The following is an 18,282-nucleotide window of genomic DNA, read 5'->3' as shown; positions in this document are numbered from 1 at the left end:
GCCAAGACGTCAGTCTGGGGATGCCGCAGCTCCCCGCCACCCCCTACCCGGCCGAGGTACGCGCCCGGCTCGACGCGGACGCCGAGGAGGTGCTCGCCCGCTACCCCGGCAGCCGCTCCGCCCTGCTGCCGCTGCTGCACCTCGTGCAGTCCGAGGAGGGATACGTCTCCCGCACGGGCATCGCCTTCTGCGCCGAGACGCTCGACCTCACCACCGCCGAGGTCACCGCCGTCTCCACCTTCTACTCCATGTACCGGCGCAGGCCGAGCGGCGACTACCAGGTCGGCGTCTGCACCAACACCCTGTGCGCGGTCATGGGCGGCGACGCCATCTTCGACACGCTCAAGGAGCACCTCGGGGTCGGCAACAACGAGACCACCGAGGACGGCAAGGTCACCCTCGAACACATCGAGTGCAACGCCGCCTGCGACTTCGCGCCCGTCGTGATGGTCAACTGGGAGTTCTTCGACAACCAGACGCCCGAGAGCGCCACGCGGCTCGTCGACGACCTGATCGCCGGCCGGACCGTCGAGCCGACCCGGGGCGCCCCCCTCTGCTCGTACAAGGAGACCGCCCGCATCCTCGCCGGCTTCCCCGACGAGCGCCCCGGCGCCGTCGAGGCCACCGGCGGCGCGGGCCCCGCCTCCCTGATCGGGCTGAAGCTCGCCAAGGGCGAGGCGCTTCCCAAGGCGCGGGTGGTCTCCCCGCGCGCCGGACAGCCGCAGGACGCGCAGCCGCAGGACGCGCAGCCGCACGACGCGCAGGTCCACGATCCGTCGCCGGCCGAGCGCCTCAGCTCGCACGACGCACCGCAGCAGACCTCGGCCTCCGACCCGGAGCACCCGGCCGGGCCCGCAGCCGAGGAGGGGGAGTGATGACCTTGGCCGCCGAGATCGACCACAACGGGACGAGCCCCGAGAAGCTGCTCGCCCCCGTCCTCTCCTCCTTCTGGGACCAGCCCGAGTCCTGGACGCTGGACACCTACCGCCGCCACGAGGGCTACGAAGGGCTGCGCAAAGCGCTGGCCATGGCGCCCGACGACCTCATCGCGTACGTCAAGGACTCCGGTCTGCGCGGCCGCGGCGGCGCGGGCTTCCCCACCGGGATGAAGTGGCAGTTCATCCCGCAGGGCGACGGCAAACCGCACTATCTCGTGGTCAACGCCGACGAGTCGGAGCCGGGGACCTGCAAGGACATCCCGCTCCTCTTCGCGAACCCGCACAGCCTCATCGAGGGCATCGTGATCGCCTGCTACGCGATCCGTTCGTCGCACGCGTTCATCTACCTCCGCGGTGAGGTGGTCCCCGTGCTGCGGCGCCTGCACGAGGCCGTACGAGAGGCGTACGAGGCGGGTTATCTCGGGACGGACATCCTGGGTTCGGGACTCGATCTGGAACTCACGGTGCACGCGGGCGCCGGTGCGTACATCTGCGGTGAGGAAACCGCGCTGCTCGACTCTCTCGAAGGACGGCGCGGCCAGCCCCGGCTGCGGCCCCCCTTCCCCGCGGTCGCCGGTCTGTACGCCTGCCCCACTGTGGTGAACAACGTCGAGTCCATCGCGTCGGTTCCCGCGATCCTGAACAAGGGCAAGGACTGGTTCACGTCGATGGGCAGCGAGAAGTCCCCGGGCTTCACGCTCTACTCGCTCAGCGGCCATGTCACCAGCCCCGGCCAGTACGAGGCCCCGCTCGGCATCACGCTCCGCCAGCTCCTCGACATGAGCGGCGGCATGCGCGCCGGGCACCGGCTGAAGTTCTGGACCCCGGGCGGCTCCTCCACCCCGATGTTCACCGAGGAGCACCTCGACGTCCCCCTCGACTACGAGGGCGTCGGCGCCGCCGGGTCCATGCTCGGCACCAAGGCGCTCCAGTGCTTCGACGAGACGACCTGCGTCGTGCGGGCCGTCACCCGCTGGACCGAGTTCTACGCCCACGAGTCCTGCGGCAAGTGCACACCCTGCCGCGAAGGGACCTACTGGCTGGTCCAGTTGCTTCGCGACATCGAGGCCGGCAAGGGCGAGATGGCCGACCTCGACAAGCTCAACGACATCGCCGACAACATCAACGGCAAGTCGTTCTGCGCGCTCGGCGACGGCGCTGCCTCGCCGATCTTCTCCTCGCTGAAGTACTTCCGCGAGGAGTACGAGCAGCACATCACCGGCAAGGGCTGCCCCTTCGACCCCGCCCGGTCCACGGCCTGGGCCGACGACAAGAACACCGACGGCACGAACGCTCACCGGGGGGTGAACGCATGACAGTCACCACGAGTGCGCCCTCCGGGGGCGGCGAGGCGGCCCTTCCGCCCGAGGACCTGGTCACGCTGACCATCGACGGCATCGAGATCAGCGTCCCCAAGGGGACCCTGGTCATCCGGGCCGCCGAACTCCTCGGCATCGAGATCCCGCGCTTCTGCGACCACCCGCTCCTTGACCCGGCCGGCGCCTGCCGCCAGTGCATCGTCGAGGTCGAGGGCCAGCGCAAGCCGATGGCCTCCTGCACCATCACCTGCACCGACGGCATGGTCGTCAAGTCGCAGATCACCTCTCCTGTCGCCGAGAAGGCGCAGAAGGGCGTGATGGAGCTGCTGCTGATCAACCACCCGCTGGACTGCCCCGTCTGCGACAAGGGCGGCGAGTGCCCGCTCCAGAACCAGGCGATGTCGCACGGCGGCGCCGACTCCCGGTTCGAGGGCCGGAAGCGGACCTTCGAGAAGCCCGTCCCCATCTCCACCCAGGTGCTGCTGGACCGGGAGCGGTGCGTGCTCTGCGCACGCTGCACCCGGTTCTCCAACCAGGTGGCGGGCGACCCGATGATCGAGCTGATCGAGCGCGGCGCGCTCCAGCAGGTCGGCACCGGCGAGGGCGACCCCTTCGAGTCGTACTTCTCCGGCAACACCATCCAGATCTGCCCGGTCGGGGCGCTGACCTCGGCGGCGTACCGGTTCCGCTCCCGCCCCTTCGACCTGGTCTCCACCCCCTCGGTGTGCGAACAGTGCGCGGGCGGCTGCTCGATGCGGACCGACCACCGGCGCGGCAAGGTCATGCGCCGCGTCGCGGCCAACGAGCCCGAGGTCAACGAGGAGTGGCTCTGCGACAAGGGGAGGTTCGGCTTCCGCTACGCCCAGCAGCGCGACCGCCTGACCACCCCGCTCGTCCGCAACGCCGAGGGCGAACTGGAACCGGCGAGCTGGCCCGAGGCGCTGGAAGCCGCGGCGGCCGGACTCCTCGCCGCCCGCGGCCGCACCGGCGTCCTGACCGGCGGCCGGCTGACCGTCGAGGACTCCTACGCGTACAGCAAGTTCGCCCGGGTCGCCCTCGACACCAACGACATCGACTTCCGCTCCCGCGTCCACAGTGCCGAGGAGGCCGACTTCCTGGCCGCCCGGGTCGCCGGACGCGGCCGGGACCTCGACGGCGAAGGCGTCACGTACACCGCGCTGGAGAAGGCCCCCGCGGTCCTCCTCGTCGGGTTCGAGTCCGAGGAGGAGGCCCCCGGCGTCTTCCTCCGGCTGCGCAAGGCCCACCGCAAGAGCGGCCAGAAGACCTTCGCGCTCGCCACGCACGCCACCCGGGGCCTGGAGAAGGCGGGCGGCACCCTGCTGCCCGCCGCCCCCGGCACCGAGACCGAGTGGCTCGACGCGCTCGCGGGCGGTGTCGGCCTGGAGGCCGAAGGGGCCGCGGCCGCCGAGGCATTGCGGGCGGAGCACTCCCTGATCATCGTCGGCGAGCGGCTCGCGGGCGTGCCCGGTGCGCTGTCCGCCGCGATCCGCACCGCCACCGCCACCGGCGCACGCCTGGTGTGGATCCCGCGCCGGGCGGGCGACCGGGGCGCGATCGAGGCGGGCGCGCTCCCCTCGCTGCTGCCCGGCGGCCGCCCGGCGACCGACCCGCGGGCCCGCGACGAGGTCGCGGAGCTGTGGCGGGTGGCCGAACTGCCCTCCCGGCACGGCCGCGACACCGGCCAGATCGTCGAGGCCGCGGCCACCGGTGAACTGGGCGCGCTGCTCGTCGCCGGGGTCGGCGTCGAGGACCTGCCCGACCCCGGCCGTGCCCTCCAGGCGCTCGACGAGGTCGGTTTCCTGGTCTCCCTGGAGCTGCGGCCGAGCGCGGTCACCGCCCGCGCGGACGTGGTCTTCCCGGTCGCCGCCGTCGCGGAGAAGGCCGGTACCTTCCTCAACTGGGAGGGCCGGGTCCGGATGTTCCAGGCGGCGCTGAAGCCCGAGCAGATGCCCCGGACGCTCGCTCCGGCCGACTCCCGGGTGCTGCACATGCTGGCCGACGCCATGGACGTGCACTTCGCGCTCCCGGATCTGACCGCCGCCCGCCGCGAGCTGGACCGGCTCGGCGGCTGGGAGGGCGGCCACGCCGACGACCCGCGCGAGGGCGGACAGCCACTGCCTCGGCCCGGTGACGGCGAGGCCGTCCTCGCGGGCCACCGCATGCTGCTCGACCTCGGCCGGCTCCAGGAGGGCGACACCGCACTCGCCGGGACCCGGCACGCCGCCGTCGCCCGGCTCTCGGCGGCCACCGCCGCCGAGACCGGCGTCAAGGACGGCGACCCGCTCGCCGTCACCGGACCCGTCGGCACCGTCGAACTGCCCCTTCAGGTCACCGACATGCCGGACCGGGTGGTCTGGGTGCCGCTGAACTCGGTGGGACGCGGCATCCCCGCCGACACCGGCGTGAACCCGGGCGGCCTGGTGCGGATCGGCCCCGCCGCCGCACCGGGCGCTCCCGTCGAACCATCGGAGGTACGAGCGTGACTGGCCTCACCGCACTCACGACGGCGCCCCGGAGCGTCGTCCTCGCCGCCGAGGATCTCTCGATGTTCGGCACCGACCCCTGGTGGCTGGTGCTGCTCAAGGCGGTCTTCTGCTTCGCGTTCCTCATGCTGATCGTGCTCTTCTCGATCGTCTGGGAGCGCAAGGTCGTCGCCTGGATGCAGCTGCGCATCGGGCCCAACCGGCACGGCCCCTGGGGCCTTCTCCAGTCGCTCGCCGACGGCGTCAAGCTGATGCTGAAGGAGGACGTGGTCGTCAAGGGCTCGGACAAGGCGGTCTACGTCCTCGCCCCGATCCTCGCGGCCATCCCCGCCTTCATGGCGGTCGCGGTGATCCCCTTCGGGCCCGCGGGCAACGAGGTCTCCATCTTCGGCACCCGCACCACGATGCAGCTGACCGACCTCCCGATCGCCGCGCTGTACATCCTGGCGGTCGGCGCGGTCGGCGTGTACGGATTCGTCCTCGGCGGCTGGTCGTCGGGGTCGACGTACCCGCTGCTCGGCGGAATCCGCAGCTGCGCCCAGATGATCAGCTACGAGATCGCCATGGGGGCCGCCTTCGCCTCGGTGTTCCTCTACTCCGGGTCGATGTCGACCTCCACGATCGTGGAGGCGCAGGCCGACCGCTGGTACGTCATCCTGCTCCCGGTCTCGTTCCTCATCTACATGGTGACCATGGTCGGTGAGGCCAGCCGGGCGCCGTTCGACATGCCGGAGTCCGAGGGCGACCTCGTCGGCGGCTTCAACACCGAGTACAGCTCGATCAAGTTCGCGATGTTCATGCTCGCCGAGTACATCCACATGGTGACCGTGTCGATGATCGCGGTGACCCTGTTCCTCGGCGGCTGGCGGGCGCCCTTCCCGGTCTCCGCGTTCTGGGAGGGGGCGAACCACGGCTGGTGGCCGATGCTCTGGTTCTTCCTCAAGCTCCAGGCGCTGATCTTCTTCTTCATCTGGCTGCGCGGCACCCTGCCCCGGGTCCGCTACGACCAGCTGATGAAGCTGGGCTGGAAGGTCCTCATCCCGGTCTCGGTGGTCTGGCTGATGCTCGTGGCCACCGTCCGCGCCCTGCGCAACGAGGGGTACGACTTCTCGCGGATCGTGATGTACGTCGCCGCGGCGGTGATCGCGGTCCTGCTGATCTCCTTCGTCGTCGACATGTACCGCGACCGCAGGACCAGGGCCGAAGCGGAAGCAGCCGGCCCGGAGCCCGCCTTCGACCCGATGGCGGGCGGGTTCCCGGTGCCGCCGCTGCCCGGACAGACCCTGCCGCCGGTTCCCCGGCGCACACCGCGGCGTGAGCGGGAGCTCGTTGTCAGCGGTGGGCCCGATACTCAGAGTGACGGAAACGCGAGTGACGGAAAGGAGGCCGGCGGTGTCTGAGAAACCAGAGCTCACGGGCTCATCGGGATCCGCTGGGTCCTCGGACGCATCGGGAGCGGCGGGGGAGAAGTTCCAGAACCCCGTGGCCGGCTTCGGCGTGACCTTCAAGGCCATGTTCAAGAAGCGGCTCACCGAGCAGTATCCGGAGACGCCGAAGACGACGGCGCCCCGCTTCCACGGCCGCCACCAGCTCAACCGTCACCCCGACGGCCTGGAGAAGTGCGTCGGCTGCGAGCTGTGCGCCTGGGCGTGTCCCGCCGACGCGATCTACGTGGAGGGCGCGGACAACACCGAGGAGGAGCGCTACTCCCCGGGCGAGCGCTACGGCCGCGTCTACCAGATCAACTACGCGCGCTGCATCCTGTGCGGACTGTGCATCGAGGCGTGCCCCACCCGGGCGCTGACCATGACGAACGAGTTCGAGCTCGCCAACACCACCCGCGAGAGCCTCATCTACACCAAGGACGAGCTTCTCGCGGGGCTCCAGGAGGGCATGGTCGACAGCCCGCACGCGATCTACCCCGGCATGGACGAGCAGGACTACTACCGGGGCGTGGTCACGGAGGCCGCCCCCGGCACCGTCCGGCAGACGGCCGTGTCCAAGGGCGAGAGCGACAAGCCCGACGAGGACCCCATCGAGTCCACCCGGGCCGCCGACGCCCGGCAGGACAAGGGGGTGGACGCGTGAACGCGCTGGCCGCAGCCACCACCACCTCCACCGGCGAGGCCGTGCAGTTCTGGATCCTGGGCACCGTCGCCGTGATCGGCGCGCTCTCCACGGTCCTGCTGAAGAAGGCCGTGCACAGCGCGCTCTCGCTCGCCGGCACGATGATCGTCCTCGCGGTGTTCTACCTCGCCAACGGGGCCTACTTCCTCGGCATCGTCCAGATCGTCGTCTACACCGGCGCGATCATGATGCTGTTCCTCTTCGTCGTCATGCTCGTCGGCGTCACCGCCGCCGACTCCCTCAAGGAGACCCTCAAGGGGCAGCGCTGGCTGGCCGCCGGATGCGCCCTCGGCTTCGGCATCCTGCTGATCGCGGGCATCGGCAACGCCTCGCTCTCCTCGTTCAACGGACTCGGCGCGGCCAACGCCCGGCACGGCGGCAACGTCGAGGGACTCGCCAACCTCATCTTCACCAAGTACGTCTTCGCCTTCGAGATCACCGGCGCTCTGCTGATCACGGCGACCGTCGGCGCGATGGTGCTCACCCACCGCGAGCGCACCGAACGGGCCAGGACCCAGCGGGAGCTGGCCGAGCAGCGCGTCCGCGAGGGCCAGCACCTCCCGCCGCTCCCCGCCCCCGGCGTGTACGCCCGGCACAACGCGGTGGACATCCCGGGTCTGCTCCCCGACGGCACGCCGTCCGACCTCACCGTCATGCAGACGCTGCGCCGGCGCGGTCAGATCCGGGACGTCTCGCAGAAGTCCCTCGCCGATCTCAAGGCCCTGGAGCAGCGCTCCGGGGAGCGGCTCGGACGTGAGGACGCGGACGCCGTGACACGCGGGGCAGGTCCCGCGTCCGCGGCGGAGAATTCGGAGGCCGCCCAGTGAACCCGGTCAACTACCTCTATCTCGCGGCGCTGCTGTTCGCGATCGGCGCCTCCGGGGTGCTGATCCGGCGGAACGCGATCGTGGTGTTCATGTGCGTCGAGCTGATGCTCAACGCCTGCAATCTGGCGCTCGTCACGTTCTCCCGGATGCACGGCAACCTCGACGGACAGATCGTCGCGTTCTTCACGATGGTCGTCGCCGCCGCGGAAGTCGTCGTCGGGCTCGCGATCATCGTGTCGTTGTTCCGCTCCCGCCACTCGGCCTCGGTCGACGACGCCAGCCTGATGAAGCTGTAAGGGGTCGGAAACGTGGAGAACCTGATTGCGCTGCTCGTCGCGGCGCCCCTGCTCGGAGCGGCGGTCCTGCTCTGCGGCGGTCGCCGGCTCGACAAGACCGGCCACTGGCTCGGTACCGCGCTCGCCGCCGCCTCGTTCGTCGTCGGACTGATCCTCTTCACCGACATGCTGGGGAAGGGCGCCGAGGACCGGGCCCTGCACCAGAACCTGTTCAGCTGGATTCCGGTGGAGGGCTTCCAGGCCGACATCGCCTTCCAGCTCGACCAGCTGTCGATGACGTTCGTCCTGCTCATCACCGGTGTGGGCACGCTGATCCACATCTACTCCATCGGCTACATGGAGCACGACGAGCGCAGGCGCCGCTTCTTCGGCTATCTCAACCTGTTCCTCGCGGCGATGCTCATCCTGGTCATCGCCGACAACTACCTGCTGCTGTACGTCGGGTGGGAGGGCGTCGGTCTGGCGTCGTTCCTGCTCATCGGCTTCTGGCAGCACAAGCCCACCGCGGCCACCGCCGCGAAGAAGGCCTTCCTGGTCAACCGGGTCGGCGACATGGGCCTCTCGATCGCCATCATGCTGATGTTCACCACCTTCGGCACCTTCGCCTTCGGGCCGGTGCTGGAGTCGGCGGGCGAGACGAGCCAGGGCAAGCTGACGGCCATCGGTCTGATGCTGCTGCTGGCCGCCTGCGGCAAGTCCGCCCAGGTGCCGCTGCAGTCCTGGCTCGGTGACGCGATGGAGGGCCCGACCCCGGTCTCCGCCCTCATCCACGCGGCGACCATGGTCACCGCCGGTGTCTACCTGATCGTCCGCTCCGGCGCGATCTTCAACGCCGCCCCGGACGCCCAGCTCGTCGTCGTCATCGTCGGCGCGGTCACGCTGATCTTCGGTGCGATCGTCGGTTGCGCCAAGGACGACATCAAGAAGGCGCTCGCCGGTTCCACGATGTCGCAGATCGGCTACATGATCCTGGCCGCGGGCCTCGGCCCCATCGGCTACGTCTTCGCGATCATGCACCTGGTGACGCACGGCTTCTTCAAGGCCGGGCTCTTCCTCGGCGCGGGCTCCGTCATGCACGGCATGAACGACGAGGTCGACATGCGCAAGTACGGCGGCCTGCGCCGGTACATGCCGGTCACCTTCATCACCTTCGGCCTCGGCTATCTGGCCATCATCGGCTTCCCCGGCCTCTCCGGCTTCTTCTCCAAGGACAGGATCATCGAGGCGGCCTTCGCCAAGGGCGGTGCCGAGGGCTGGATCCTCGGCTCGGTCGCCCTGCTGGGCGCAGCGATCACCGCCTTCTACATGACGCGCGTGATGCTGATGACGTTCTTCGGCGAGAAGCGCTGGCAGCCGGACACGGAGGGCCACGAGCCGCATCCGCACGAGTCCCCGAAGTCGATGACCATCCCGATGATCGTGCTGGCCTTCGGCTCGGTCTTCGCGGGCGGGTTCTTCGCGATCGGCGACCGGTTCGTCAACTGGCTGGAGCCGGTCACCGGTTACGACCACGGGCACTCCCCGCTGAGCGCGGCCACCGTCACCGGAGCCACCGTGGTGGCCCTGGTCGTCGGCGTCGGCATCGCCTGGGCGATGTACGGCCGCAAGCCGGTCCCGGTCGTCGCCCCGCGCGGCTCGGTCCTCACCCGGGCCGCCCGCCGCGATCTCCTCCAGGACGACTTCAACCACGTGGTGCTGGTCCGCGGCGGCGAGCACCTGACCCGCTCGCTGGTCTACGTGGACCACTCCCTGGTCGACGGCGTCGTCAATGGCACGGCCGCGTCGGTCGGCGGGCTCTCCGGCCGGATGCGCAAGCTCCAGAACGGTTACGCCCGCACCTACGCGGTCTCGATGTTCGGCGGTGCGGCGGTCGTCATCGCCGCCACCCTGCTGATGAGGGCGGTCTGATCACATGTCCTTTCCCCTCCTGACCGCGACGGCGGCGCTCCCGGCGATCGGCGCGGTCGCCACCGCCGTCGTCCCCGCCGCGCGGCGCACCGCGGCCAAATGGCTCGCGCTGCTCTTCTCGCTCGGCACGCTCGTCCTGGCGGCGGTCGTCTTCCTCCGCTTCGAACCGGGCGGCGACCGCTACCAGCTCACCGAATCCCGGGCCTGGATCGCCGACTTCGGCGTCCGGTACGAACTGGGCGTCGACGGCATCGGGGTGGCGCTCCTCGGCCTCACCGCGCTGCTGATCCCGTTCGTCATCGCGGCCGCCTGGCACGACGCGGATCCCCTGGAAACGAAGTCCACGCGCTGGCGGCCGACGCAGGGCTTCTTCGCCCTGATCCTCATGGTCGAGGCCATGGTGATCCTGTCGTTCGTCGCGACGGACGTCTTCCTCTTCTACATCCTGTTCGAAGCCATGCTCATCCCGATGTACTTCCTCATCGGCGGCTTCGGCGACCGGGCCCACGCGGGCAGCGACGAGAGCGCCGCGACCCAGCGCTCGTACGCGGCGGTCAAGTTCCTCCTCTACAACCTGGCCGGCGGTCTCATCATGCTGGCCGCGGTCATCGGCCTCTACGTGGTCGCGGGCAGCTTCTCGCTCTCCGAGATCGCCGAGGCCCGCGCCAACGGCTCCCTGGAGATGGCGACCAGCACCGAGCGGTGGCTGTTCCTCGGGTTCTTCTTCGCCTTCGCGGTGAAGGCCCCGCTGTGGCCGCTGCACACCTGGCTGCCGAACGCCATGGGCGAGGCGACCGCCCCGGTCGCCGTGCTGATCACCGCGATCGTCGACAAGGTCGGCACCTTCGCGATGCTCCGCTTCTGCCTCGGGCTCTTCCCGGAGGCCAGCACGTGGGCGACACCGGTGGTCATCACCCTGGCGCTGATCTCCATCGTGTACGGGGCGCTCCTCGCGGTCGGCCAGCGCGACATCAAGCGGCTCATCGCCTACGCCTCGATCTCGCACTTCGGCTTCATCATCCTGGGCATCTTCGCGATGACCAGCCAGGGCCAGTCGGGCGCCACGCTCTACATGGTCAACCACGGCATCTCCACGGCAGCGCTGCTGCTGGTCGCCGGCTTCCTCATCACCCGGCGCGGATCGCGGCTCATCGCGGACTACGGCGGGGTGCAGAAGGTCGCCCCCGTGCTGGCCGGGACGTTCCTCATCGGCGGGCTCGCCACCCTGTCGCTGCCCGGACTCGCCCCGTTCGTCAGCGAGTTCCTGGTCCTGGTCGGTACGTTCAGCGCGTATCCCGTGGCCGGCATCATCGCCACCTCCGGCATCGTGCTCGCCGCGCTCTACGTCCTGGTCCTCTACCAGCGCACGATGACCGGCCCGGTGCAGGAGTCGGTCCGCGCCATGCCGGACCTCCGGGCCCGTGAGCTGGCGGTCGCGGTCCCGCTGATCGCCGTGCTGATCTTCCTGGGCGTCTTCCCGAAGCCGCTCACCGAGGTCGTCAACCCGGCGGTGGAGCACACCATGTCCGACGTACAGAAGAAGGACCCCCAGCCCGAGGTGGAGGCCGCCAAGTGAGCGCAACAGCTGTCCACAGTCTGTGGACGACGGCGAGCGGGGTGACAGCGGCGGCGCCGGGCGACTCGTTCACGGCGCCGACGATCGAGTACACCCAGCTGATGCCGGTCCTGGTCATCGTGGTCGCCGCCGTCCTGGGCATCCTGGTGGAGGCCTTCGTGCCGCGCCGGGCCCGCTACCACACCCAGCTCTTCCTGGCCGTGGTGGCGGTCGCCGCCTCGTTCGCCGCGATCGTCGGCCTCGCCGCCGGGGGATACGGCACCACGAAGGCACAGATCGCGGCCATGGGCGCCATCGCGATCGACGGCCCCACGCTGTTCCTGCAAGGCACCATTCTCCTGGTCGCCATGGTGGCGGTGTTCACCTTCGCCGAACGCCGACTCGACCCCACCAGCCACGGCAACCGCGTCGACTCGTTCGCCGCCCAGGCCGGGGCCGTACCGGGCAGCGAGGGCGAGAAGGCCGCGGTCCGGGCCGGGTTCGCCACCACCGAGGTCTTCCCGCTGCTCATGTTCTCGGTGGCGGGGCTGCTGGTCTTCCCGGCGGCCAACGACCTGCTGACCCTCTTCATCGCGCTGGAAGTCTTCTCGCTCCCGCTCTACCTCCTGTGCGCGGTCGCCCGCCGCAAGCGGCTGATGTCGCAGGAGGCGGCCGTGAAGTACTTCCTGCTCGGCGCGTTCTCCTCGGCGTTCTTCCTCTTCGGGATCGCCCTCGTCTACGGCTACGCGGGCTCCCTCTCGTACGCCGAGATCGCCAACGTCGTCGACGGCTCGGTCCTGGAGATCGACCCCGCCCTCGCGGACACCATGGGCAACGACGCGCTGCTGCTCATCGGCGGCGCGATGATCCTGACCGGCCTGCTGTTCAAGGTCGGCGCGGTCCCGTTCCACATGTGGACCCCGGACGTCTACCAGGGGGCGCCGACCCCGGTCACCGGCTTCATGGCCGCGGCCACGAAGGTCGCCGCGTTCGGCGCGCTGCTGCGCCTGCTGTACGTGGCGCTTCCGGGCCTCACCTGGGACCTGCGGCCGGTCATGTGGGCGGTGGCGATCGTCACGATGCTGGGCGGTGCGATCGTCGCGATCACCCAGACCGACATCAAGCGGCTGCTGGCCTACTCCTCGATCGCGCACGCGGGCTTCATCCTCGCGGGCGTCATCGCGGCCAACCCGGAGGGCATCTCCTCGGTCCTCTTCTACCTGCTCGCCTACTCCTTCGTGACGGTCGGCGCGTTCGCCGTGGTCACCCTGGTGCGGGACGCGGGCGGCGAGGCCACCCACCTGTCGAAGTGGGCCGGGCTCGGCCGCCGCTCGCCGCTGGTCGCCGCGGTCTTCGCGGTGTTCCTGCTGGCCTTCGCGGGCATCCCGCTGACGTCCGGGTTCTCCGGCAAGTTCGCGGTGTTCAAGGCGGCCGCCGAGGGCGGCGCCGGAGCGCTGGTCGTCGTCGGTGTGCTCTCGTCGGCCGTCGCGGCGTTCTTCTACATCCGCGTGATCGTCCTGATGTTCTTCAGCGAGCCGAAGGCGGACGGCCCCACGGTCGCCGTCCCGTCCCCGCTGACCATGACGACGATCGCGGTCGGCGTGGCCGTCACCCTGGTGCTGGGCCTGGCCCCGCAGTACTTCCTGGACCTGGCGAGCCAGGCGGGGGTCTTCGTGCGGTAGCGGCAGCCCGCGCGGAAGGCTCCGCGGTATGAGCGACAGCAGCGCCGGACGGTCCGTCATCCACAGACCGTCCGGCGCTGTCGTTCCCTCCGCCTATCGTGGACGGGGACGAGAGCAGGACGGGACAGGGCCGGGCGTGCGGACCCTCGGGGGACAGAGCATTGGGCGTGACCATGGATGAGACCACCGGGACGGTGACCGGCACCGACACGGGCGGCGAGAGCGAGGCACGGCGGACACTGCACCGCGTCTTCGGGTACGAGGCGTTCCGCGGGGAGCAGGGCGCGATCATCGAGCATGTCGTGGCGGGCGGCGACGCGGTCGTGCTCATGCCCACCGGCGGCGGAAAGTCCCTCTGCTACCAGATCCCGTCCCTGGTCCGGCGGGGCACCGGCGTCGTCGTCTCCCCGCTGATCGCCCTCATGCAGGACCAGGTCGACGCGCTCCGGGCGCTCGGCGTCCGGGCCGGCTTCATGAACTCCACGCAGGACTTCGACGAGCGCCGCTCGATGGAGGCGCAGTTCCTCGCGGGCGAGCTGGACATCCTCTACCTGGCGCCCGAGCGGTTGCGGCTGGACTCCACGCTCTCCCTGCTGGCCCGGGGCGAGGTCTCCGTCTTCGCGATCGACGAGGCGCACTGCGTCGCCCAGTGGGGCCACGACTTCCGCCCGGACTACCTGGCGCTGTCCGTGCTCGGCGAGCGCTGGCCGGACGTGCCGCGCATCGCCCTGACGGCGACCGCGACGCACGCCACGCACGAGGAGATCACCCGGCGGCTCGGCATGCCGGACGCGAAGCACTTCGTCGCGAGCTTCGACCGGCCGAACATCCAGTACCGGATCGTGCCGAAGTCCGACCCCAAGAAGCAGCTGCTCTCCTTCCTCAAGGAGGAGCACGCCGGGGACGCGGGCATCGTCTACTGCCTCTCGCGCAACTCCACCGAGAAGATCGCGGAGTATCTGAGCCGCAACGGCGTGGCGGCCGTTCCGTACCACGCGGGGCTGGACGCCGCCACGCGCGCCGCCCACCAGGCGCGGTTCCTCCGCGAGGAGGGGCTCGTCGTCGTCGCGACGATCGCGTTCGGCATGGGCATCGACAAGCCGGACGTCCGTTTCGTCGCCCACGTCGACCTGCCCAAGTCCGTCGAGGGGTACTACCAGGAGACCGGCCGCGCGGGCCGGGACGGGGAGCCGTCCACGGCCTGGATGGCGTACGGGCTCCAGGACGTCGTCCAGCAGCGCAAGCTCATCCAGGGCGGCGAGGGCGACGAGGCGTTCCGCCGCCGGGCCGCCTCCCACCTGGACTCCATGCTGGCCCTGTGCGAGACGGTCCGGTGCCGCCGGGCCCAGCTGCTCACCTACTTCGGCCAGGAACCCACGGCCCCCGCCTGCGGAAACTGCGACACCTGCCTCAGCCCGCCGGAGACCTGGGACGGCACGATCGCCGCGCAGAAGCTGCTGTCCACGGTGGTGCGGCTGAAGCGAGAACGGAACCAGAAGTTCGGCGCGGGCCAGATCATCGACATCCTGCTCGGCCGCAAGACCGCGAAGGTCATCCAGTTCGACCACGACCAGCTCTCCGTCTTCGGCATCGGTGAGGAGCTGGCCGAGGCGGAGTGGCGCGGTGTGGTCCGCCAGCTGCTGGCGCAGGGGCTGCTGGCGGTCGAGGGGGAGTACGGCACGCTGGTCCTGACCGACGACAGCGCGACGGTGCTCGGCCGGGAGCGGGAGGTGCCGCTCCGCAAGGAGCCGAAGAAGCCCACGTCCCGCTCGTCGTCCTCCGCGGGCACCGGCCGGGGAGCCAAGGCCAAGGCCGCCGCCGACCTCCCCCCGTCCGCCGTCCCGGTCTTCGAGGCGCTGCGCGCCTGGCGCGGGGCGCAGGCGAAGGAGCAGGGCGTCCCGGCCTACGTGATCTTCCACGACGCCACGCTGCGGGAGATCGCGACCGTCCACCCGACGACGATCGGGGAGCTGGGAGGCGTCAGCGGTCTGGGCGAGAAGAAGCTCGCGACCTACGGGGAGGGCGTGCTGGAGGTCCTGGCCGCCCAGGCGTCCCCGGGAGCGTCCCCGCAGGCGCCCGAGACCCAGGCCCCCGCACCCGGCACGACAGCACCGGCCCCCGCACCCCGCGCGACGGCCCCGGACCGCGCCGGGACCCCGGCGGCCCCGCAGCACGGCGACCCCGAGTTCGCCTGGGACGAGGAACCGCCCGAGTACGAGTGAGGCGTACCGGGCGGTGAGCAGGACGGGAGGGTGGCGGGCCCTACTCCGGGTCCGCCGCCCGGCGGCGGGCCGTGATCGCCGTCAGATCCAGGTCCACGGGGAACGGCACCGACACCTTCATCCGGTCGTGGAAGATCCCGGTCGAGGTGTACGCCCCGGTGGCCGGCTCCCGTTCGAAGACGTACACGACGGCACGCCCGTCGTGGTTCTCCACCCGCCAGTAGTGGGGGATGGTCGCGCGGGCGTACTTCACGGGCTTGGTCTCCCGGTCGCGCGACCGGGACTCCGGTGAGACGACCTCGACGGCCAGGCGTACCGACTCGGCGGGGAACCGGGTTTGGTTCGGGTCCTGGACGATGCCGCCGTCGACGACGATCACATCGGGTTCGGGCCGGTTGTAGCGGTCGATGTCGATGGTGAACTCGCGTACGACCTCCAGCTCGGGCGGTGCCAGGGACTGCAGCTGCCATTCGAAGAAGCTGACCGCTCGCGTATGGAAAAGGGTCTGCGGACTCACGAAAACGAGGCTCCCGTCGATCAGCTCCGTGTGCGGAGGCAGATTCGGGAGTGTGTCCAGGTCATCGGCGGTCCAGCCGCCCTCGGGCGGGACCGCCCACCGCGGCTCGGAGGCCTCGGGTTCGATGCTCATCATTGCTCCCATGGTGAGGAGTCTCGCGGGCCTGACCAGCGTATCCGCCGGAAACGGGAATCGGACGACCCGAACGTGTGAACGCCTCTCGCGTCGCTGACCCGCACCCCTACCCCTGGAGCGGCCGTGCCGGGCGCCCGCCTCTGCTCACGGGTGGGGCCCGCGTCAACAGCCCCTGCTCGGCCCGTGCCTAGTCCCCGCCCCCGCAGCCGCCGTCTCCTCCGCCGTCGTCGCCGATCCAGCCGCCGCTTCCGTCGCCACCGGAGGACTGTCGTTTCACGTTGTGGTGGACGGCCGTCGCCGTCCACTCGGAGCGGCGCAGGACCCTCATGGCCGTGCGCCCGGAGGCGCCGTCGTGCGTCAGCCGGCCGGCGAGGCCGACCGCAGAGACGAGCGCGGCCAGGAGCCGGTCGCGGTGCTCGGGGCGGCCCGCGGTCTCGGCCGCCGCGAACCGCTCGTGGACGCCCGGCGTCAGGTCCGGTACGCCCGGGAAGTGGCGGTGGTAGGGGAGGACCCCGAGGAAGCGGCGGGTCCTGCGGGCGAGCACGGAGCGCTCCACCAGCGAGTCCACGTACAGGGTGTGGACGTGCTTGTCGTAGTCGGCCACCCAGCGTCGCGCGCGTGTCCCGGAACGGCGGCCCTTGGCCTGGGGCAGGGTGCCCAGCAGACCGGCGAGGCGCGGGTCGGCCGGGCCCAGGGGGTTGACCACCTGGACCCGGCCGCTCTTCTCCCGTATCCGGCCCTGGAGCTCCAGCTCCGCGAGGGCGGCCCCGGCGACCCCGTACGCCAGCGACGCGGCCGGGCACAGCGCTTTGCCGCTCACCCGGTCCAGGGTGAGCAGGATCAGCTCCTCCGGCAGCGTCAGCACGGGGGAGCCGGGACCGGAGGGTGCGGGGGTCGTCATGGCGCGGTGACGATCCTTCCGGTCACGTCGCCGAGGCCCACGCGGGTGCCGTGCGGGCCGGGGGCCCAGGCGGTCAGCGTGACCGTGTCGCCGTCCTCCAGGAACGTCCGCTTGCCCTCGGTCAGTTCGAGCGCGTCGCGGCCGTTCCAGGTGAGCTCCAGCAGCGAGCCGCGCTGCTGCGTCTCGGGGCCGCTGACCGTGCCGGAGCCGTAGAGGTCGCCGGTGCGCAGCGACGCGCCGTTCACCGTCATGTGCGCGAGCTGCTGGGCGGCCGTCCAGTACATCGAGGCGAACGGCGGCTCGGCGACGACCTGGCCGTTGATCTCGACGGTGATCCGGATGTCGAAGCCGCCCGGGTCCTCGTCCTCGGCGTCGTCGAGGTAGGGCAGGAGCGGGACGTCCCGGGCCGGCGGGGCGGTGCGGGCCGCGTCCAGGGCCTCCAGCGGGGTGACCCAGGCGGAGACGGAGGTGGCGAAGGACTTCCCGAGGAACGGGCCGAGCGGCACGTACTCCCAGGCCTGGAGGTCGCGTGCGGACCAGTCGTTGAGGAGGCTGAGCCCGAAGACGTGCTCGCGGAAGTCGGCCAGCGGGACCGGGGTGCCGTGCGCGGAGGGGACGCCGACGACGAAGCCGACCTCGGCCTCGATGTCGAGCTTCACCGAGGGCCCGAAGACGGGCGCCGGGTCCGTGGGGGCCTTGCGCTGGCCGCTGGGGCGTACGACGTCGGTGCCGGAGACCACGACGGTGCCGGAGCGGCCGTGGTAACCGATCGGCAGGTGCTTCCAGTTGGGGGTGAGCGCGTCGCCGTCCGGCCGGAAGATCCTGCCCACGTTGGTGGCGTGGTGCTCGCTGGCGTAGAAGTCGACGTAGTCCGCCACCTCGTACGGCAGGTGCAGGGTGACCGCGTCCACCGGGTGCAGCAGCGGCTCGATGTCCGCGCGGTGGGCGGGGACGGTCAGCCAGGCGGTGAGCGCGCGGCGCACATCGCTCCAGGCGGTGCGGCCCGCCGCGAGCAGCGGCGTCAGGCTCGGCCGGTCCAGCAGCCCCGCGTACGGGGAGCCCAGGGCGTGGGCGGCGGCTCCGGCGTCCAGGACGTGGTTGCCGATGCGGACGCCGACCCGGCGGACGTCGGGGTGGTCGGGGGTGGAGAACACACCGTACGGAAGGTTGTGCGGGCCGAAGGGGTCGCCCTCGGCCAGATCGAGCGGGCTGCTCTGCTCGGGCATGTGGTGCTGCCTCGCTTTCCAGGTCGCGTTGGGGACACGTTACGTCGGGGCTCCTACCCAGCGGCAGTGCCCTGACCATCCCCAACTGTGCGTATTGCCCGGAAAGTTCGCCGGTTGCCGTCGGT

At 70.8% G+C, this 18,282-nt stretch carries 14 protein-coding genes; 11 read left to right on the top strand and 3 right to left on the bottom strand.

Translation table 11 applies throughout. The annotated features are described in order from the left end of the window. The first annotated feature begins 20 nt into the window (after positions 1–20). The 11 genes from nuoE to recQ all read left to right on the top strand — a co-directional run bounded on the left by nuoE (position 21) and on the right by recQ (position 15,378). Positions 21–875, top strand: a complete 855-nt coding sequence (gene nuoE, locus KME66_RS12935; RefSeq protein ID WP_216329301.1) for an NADH-quinone oxidoreductase subunit NuoE — start codon at positions 21–23, stop codon at positions 873–875. Further along, positions 872–2,254 carry an NADH-quinone oxidoreductase subunit NuoF gene (gene nuoF, locus KME66_RS12930; RefSeq protein WP_216321992.1) on the top strand — a complete coding sequence of 461 codons (1,383 nt, stop codon included), beginning with the start codon at positions 872–874 and terminating at the stop codon, positions 2,252–2,254. The genes nuoE and nuoF overlap by 4 nt, the downstream gene beginning before the upstream one ends. Further along, positions 2,251–4,761, top strand: coding sequence for an NADH-quinone oxidoreductase subunit G (locus KME66_RS12925; RefSeq protein WP_216321989.1), 2,511 nt, complete (start codon positions 2,251–2,253; stop codon positions 4,759–4,761). Before nuoF ends, KME66_RS12925 begins: the two co-directional genes overlap by 4 nt. Next, positions 4,758–6,161: an NADH-quinone oxidoreductase subunit NuoH gene (gene nuoH / locus KME66_RS12920; protein WP_073219999.1), complete on the top strand. Its 1,404-nt coding sequence runs from the start codon at positions 4,758–4,760 to the stop codon at positions 6,159–6,161. The genes KME66_RS12925 and nuoH overlap by 4 nt, the downstream gene beginning before the upstream one ends. Beyond that, positions 6,154–6,849 (top strand): NADH-quinone oxidoreductase subunit NuoI, encoded by a 696-nt coding sequence (gene nuoI, locus KME66_RS12915; protein ID WP_073220001.1) that lies wholly within the window; start codon positions 6,154–6,156, stop codon positions 6,847–6,849. Before nuoH ends, nuoI begins: the two co-directional genes overlap by 8 nt. After that, a complete protein-coding gene (locus KME66_RS12910) occupies positions 6,846–7,715 on the top strand; it encodes an NADH-quinone oxidoreductase subunit J (RefSeq protein WP_073220004.1) in 870 nt (289 codons plus the stop codon). Before nuoI ends, KME66_RS12910 begins: the two co-directional genes overlap by 4 nt. After that, on the top strand, positions 7,712–8,011 hold the full coding sequence (gene nuoK, locus KME66_RS12905) for an NADH-quinone oxidoreductase subunit NuoK (RefSeq protein WP_007451729.1): 300 nt from the start codon (positions 7,712–7,714) through the stop codon (positions 8,009–8,011). The genes KME66_RS12910 and nuoK overlap by 4 nt, the downstream gene beginning before the upstream one ends. A gap of 12 nt (positions 8,012–8,023) precedes the next feature. Beyond that, positions 8,024–9,919: an NADH-quinone oxidoreductase subunit L gene (gene nuoL / locus KME66_RS12900; protein WP_216321986.1), complete on the top strand. Its 1,896-nt coding sequence runs from the start codon at positions 8,024–8,026 to the stop codon at positions 9,917–9,919. A 4-nt stretch (positions 9,920–9,923) separates the two neighbouring features. Then, positions 9,924–11,495, top strand: a complete 1,572-nt coding sequence (locus KME66_RS12895; protein WP_216321983.1) for an NADH-quinone oxidoreductase subunit M — start codon at positions 9,924–9,926, stop codon at positions 11,493–11,495. After that, positions 11,492–13,156 (top strand): NADH-quinone oxidoreductase subunit NuoN, encoded by a 1,665-nt coding sequence (gene nuoN / locus KME66_RS12890; protein ID WP_178378980.1) that lies wholly within the window; start codon positions 11,492–11,494, stop codon positions 13,154–13,156. The genes KME66_RS12895 and nuoN overlap by 4 nt, the downstream gene beginning before the upstream one ends. Positions 13,157–13,329: 173 nt before the next feature. Further along, positions 13,330–15,378, top strand: a complete 2,049-nt coding sequence (recQ, locus tag KME66_RS12885; RefSeq protein WP_216321980.1) for a DNA helicase RecQ — start codon at positions 13,330–13,332, stop codon at positions 15,376–15,378. A gap of 40 nt (positions 15,379–15,418) precedes the next feature. On the opposite strand, the gene KME66_RS12880 is transcribed toward recQ, so the two are convergent. The 3 genes from KME66_RS12880 to fahA form a co-directional block, all read right to left on the bottom strand. Then, entirely contained in the window at positions 15,419–16,027 is a 609-nt protein-coding gene (locus tag KME66_RS12880) for a Uma2 family endonuclease (RefSeq protein ID WP_216329299.1), read from the bottom strand. Positions 16,028–16,217: 190 nt separating this feature from the next. Continuing rightward, a complete protein-coding gene (locus tag KME66_RS12875; RefSeq protein ID WP_216321977.1) occupies positions 16,218–16,931 on the bottom strand; it encodes a GPP34 family phosphoprotein in 714 nt (237 codons plus the stop codon). Next, positions 16,928–18,157, bottom strand: a complete 1,230-nt coding sequence (fahA, locus tag KME66_RS12870; protein WP_216321974.1) for a fumarylacetoacetase — start codon at positions 18,155–18,157, stop codon at positions 16,928–16,930. Before fahA ends, KME66_RS12875 begins: the two co-directional genes overlap by 4 nt. Positions 18,158–18,282 lie beyond the last annotated feature (125 nt).

Source organism: Streptomyces sp. YPW6, assembly GCF_018866325.1.
Classification (GTDB): domain Bacteria; phylum Actinomycetota; class Actinomycetes; order Streptomycetales; family Streptomycetaceae; genus Streptomyces.
Note: the sequence above shows the minus strand (reverse complement) of the source record. Positions and strands in the feature narration are given on the sequence as shown.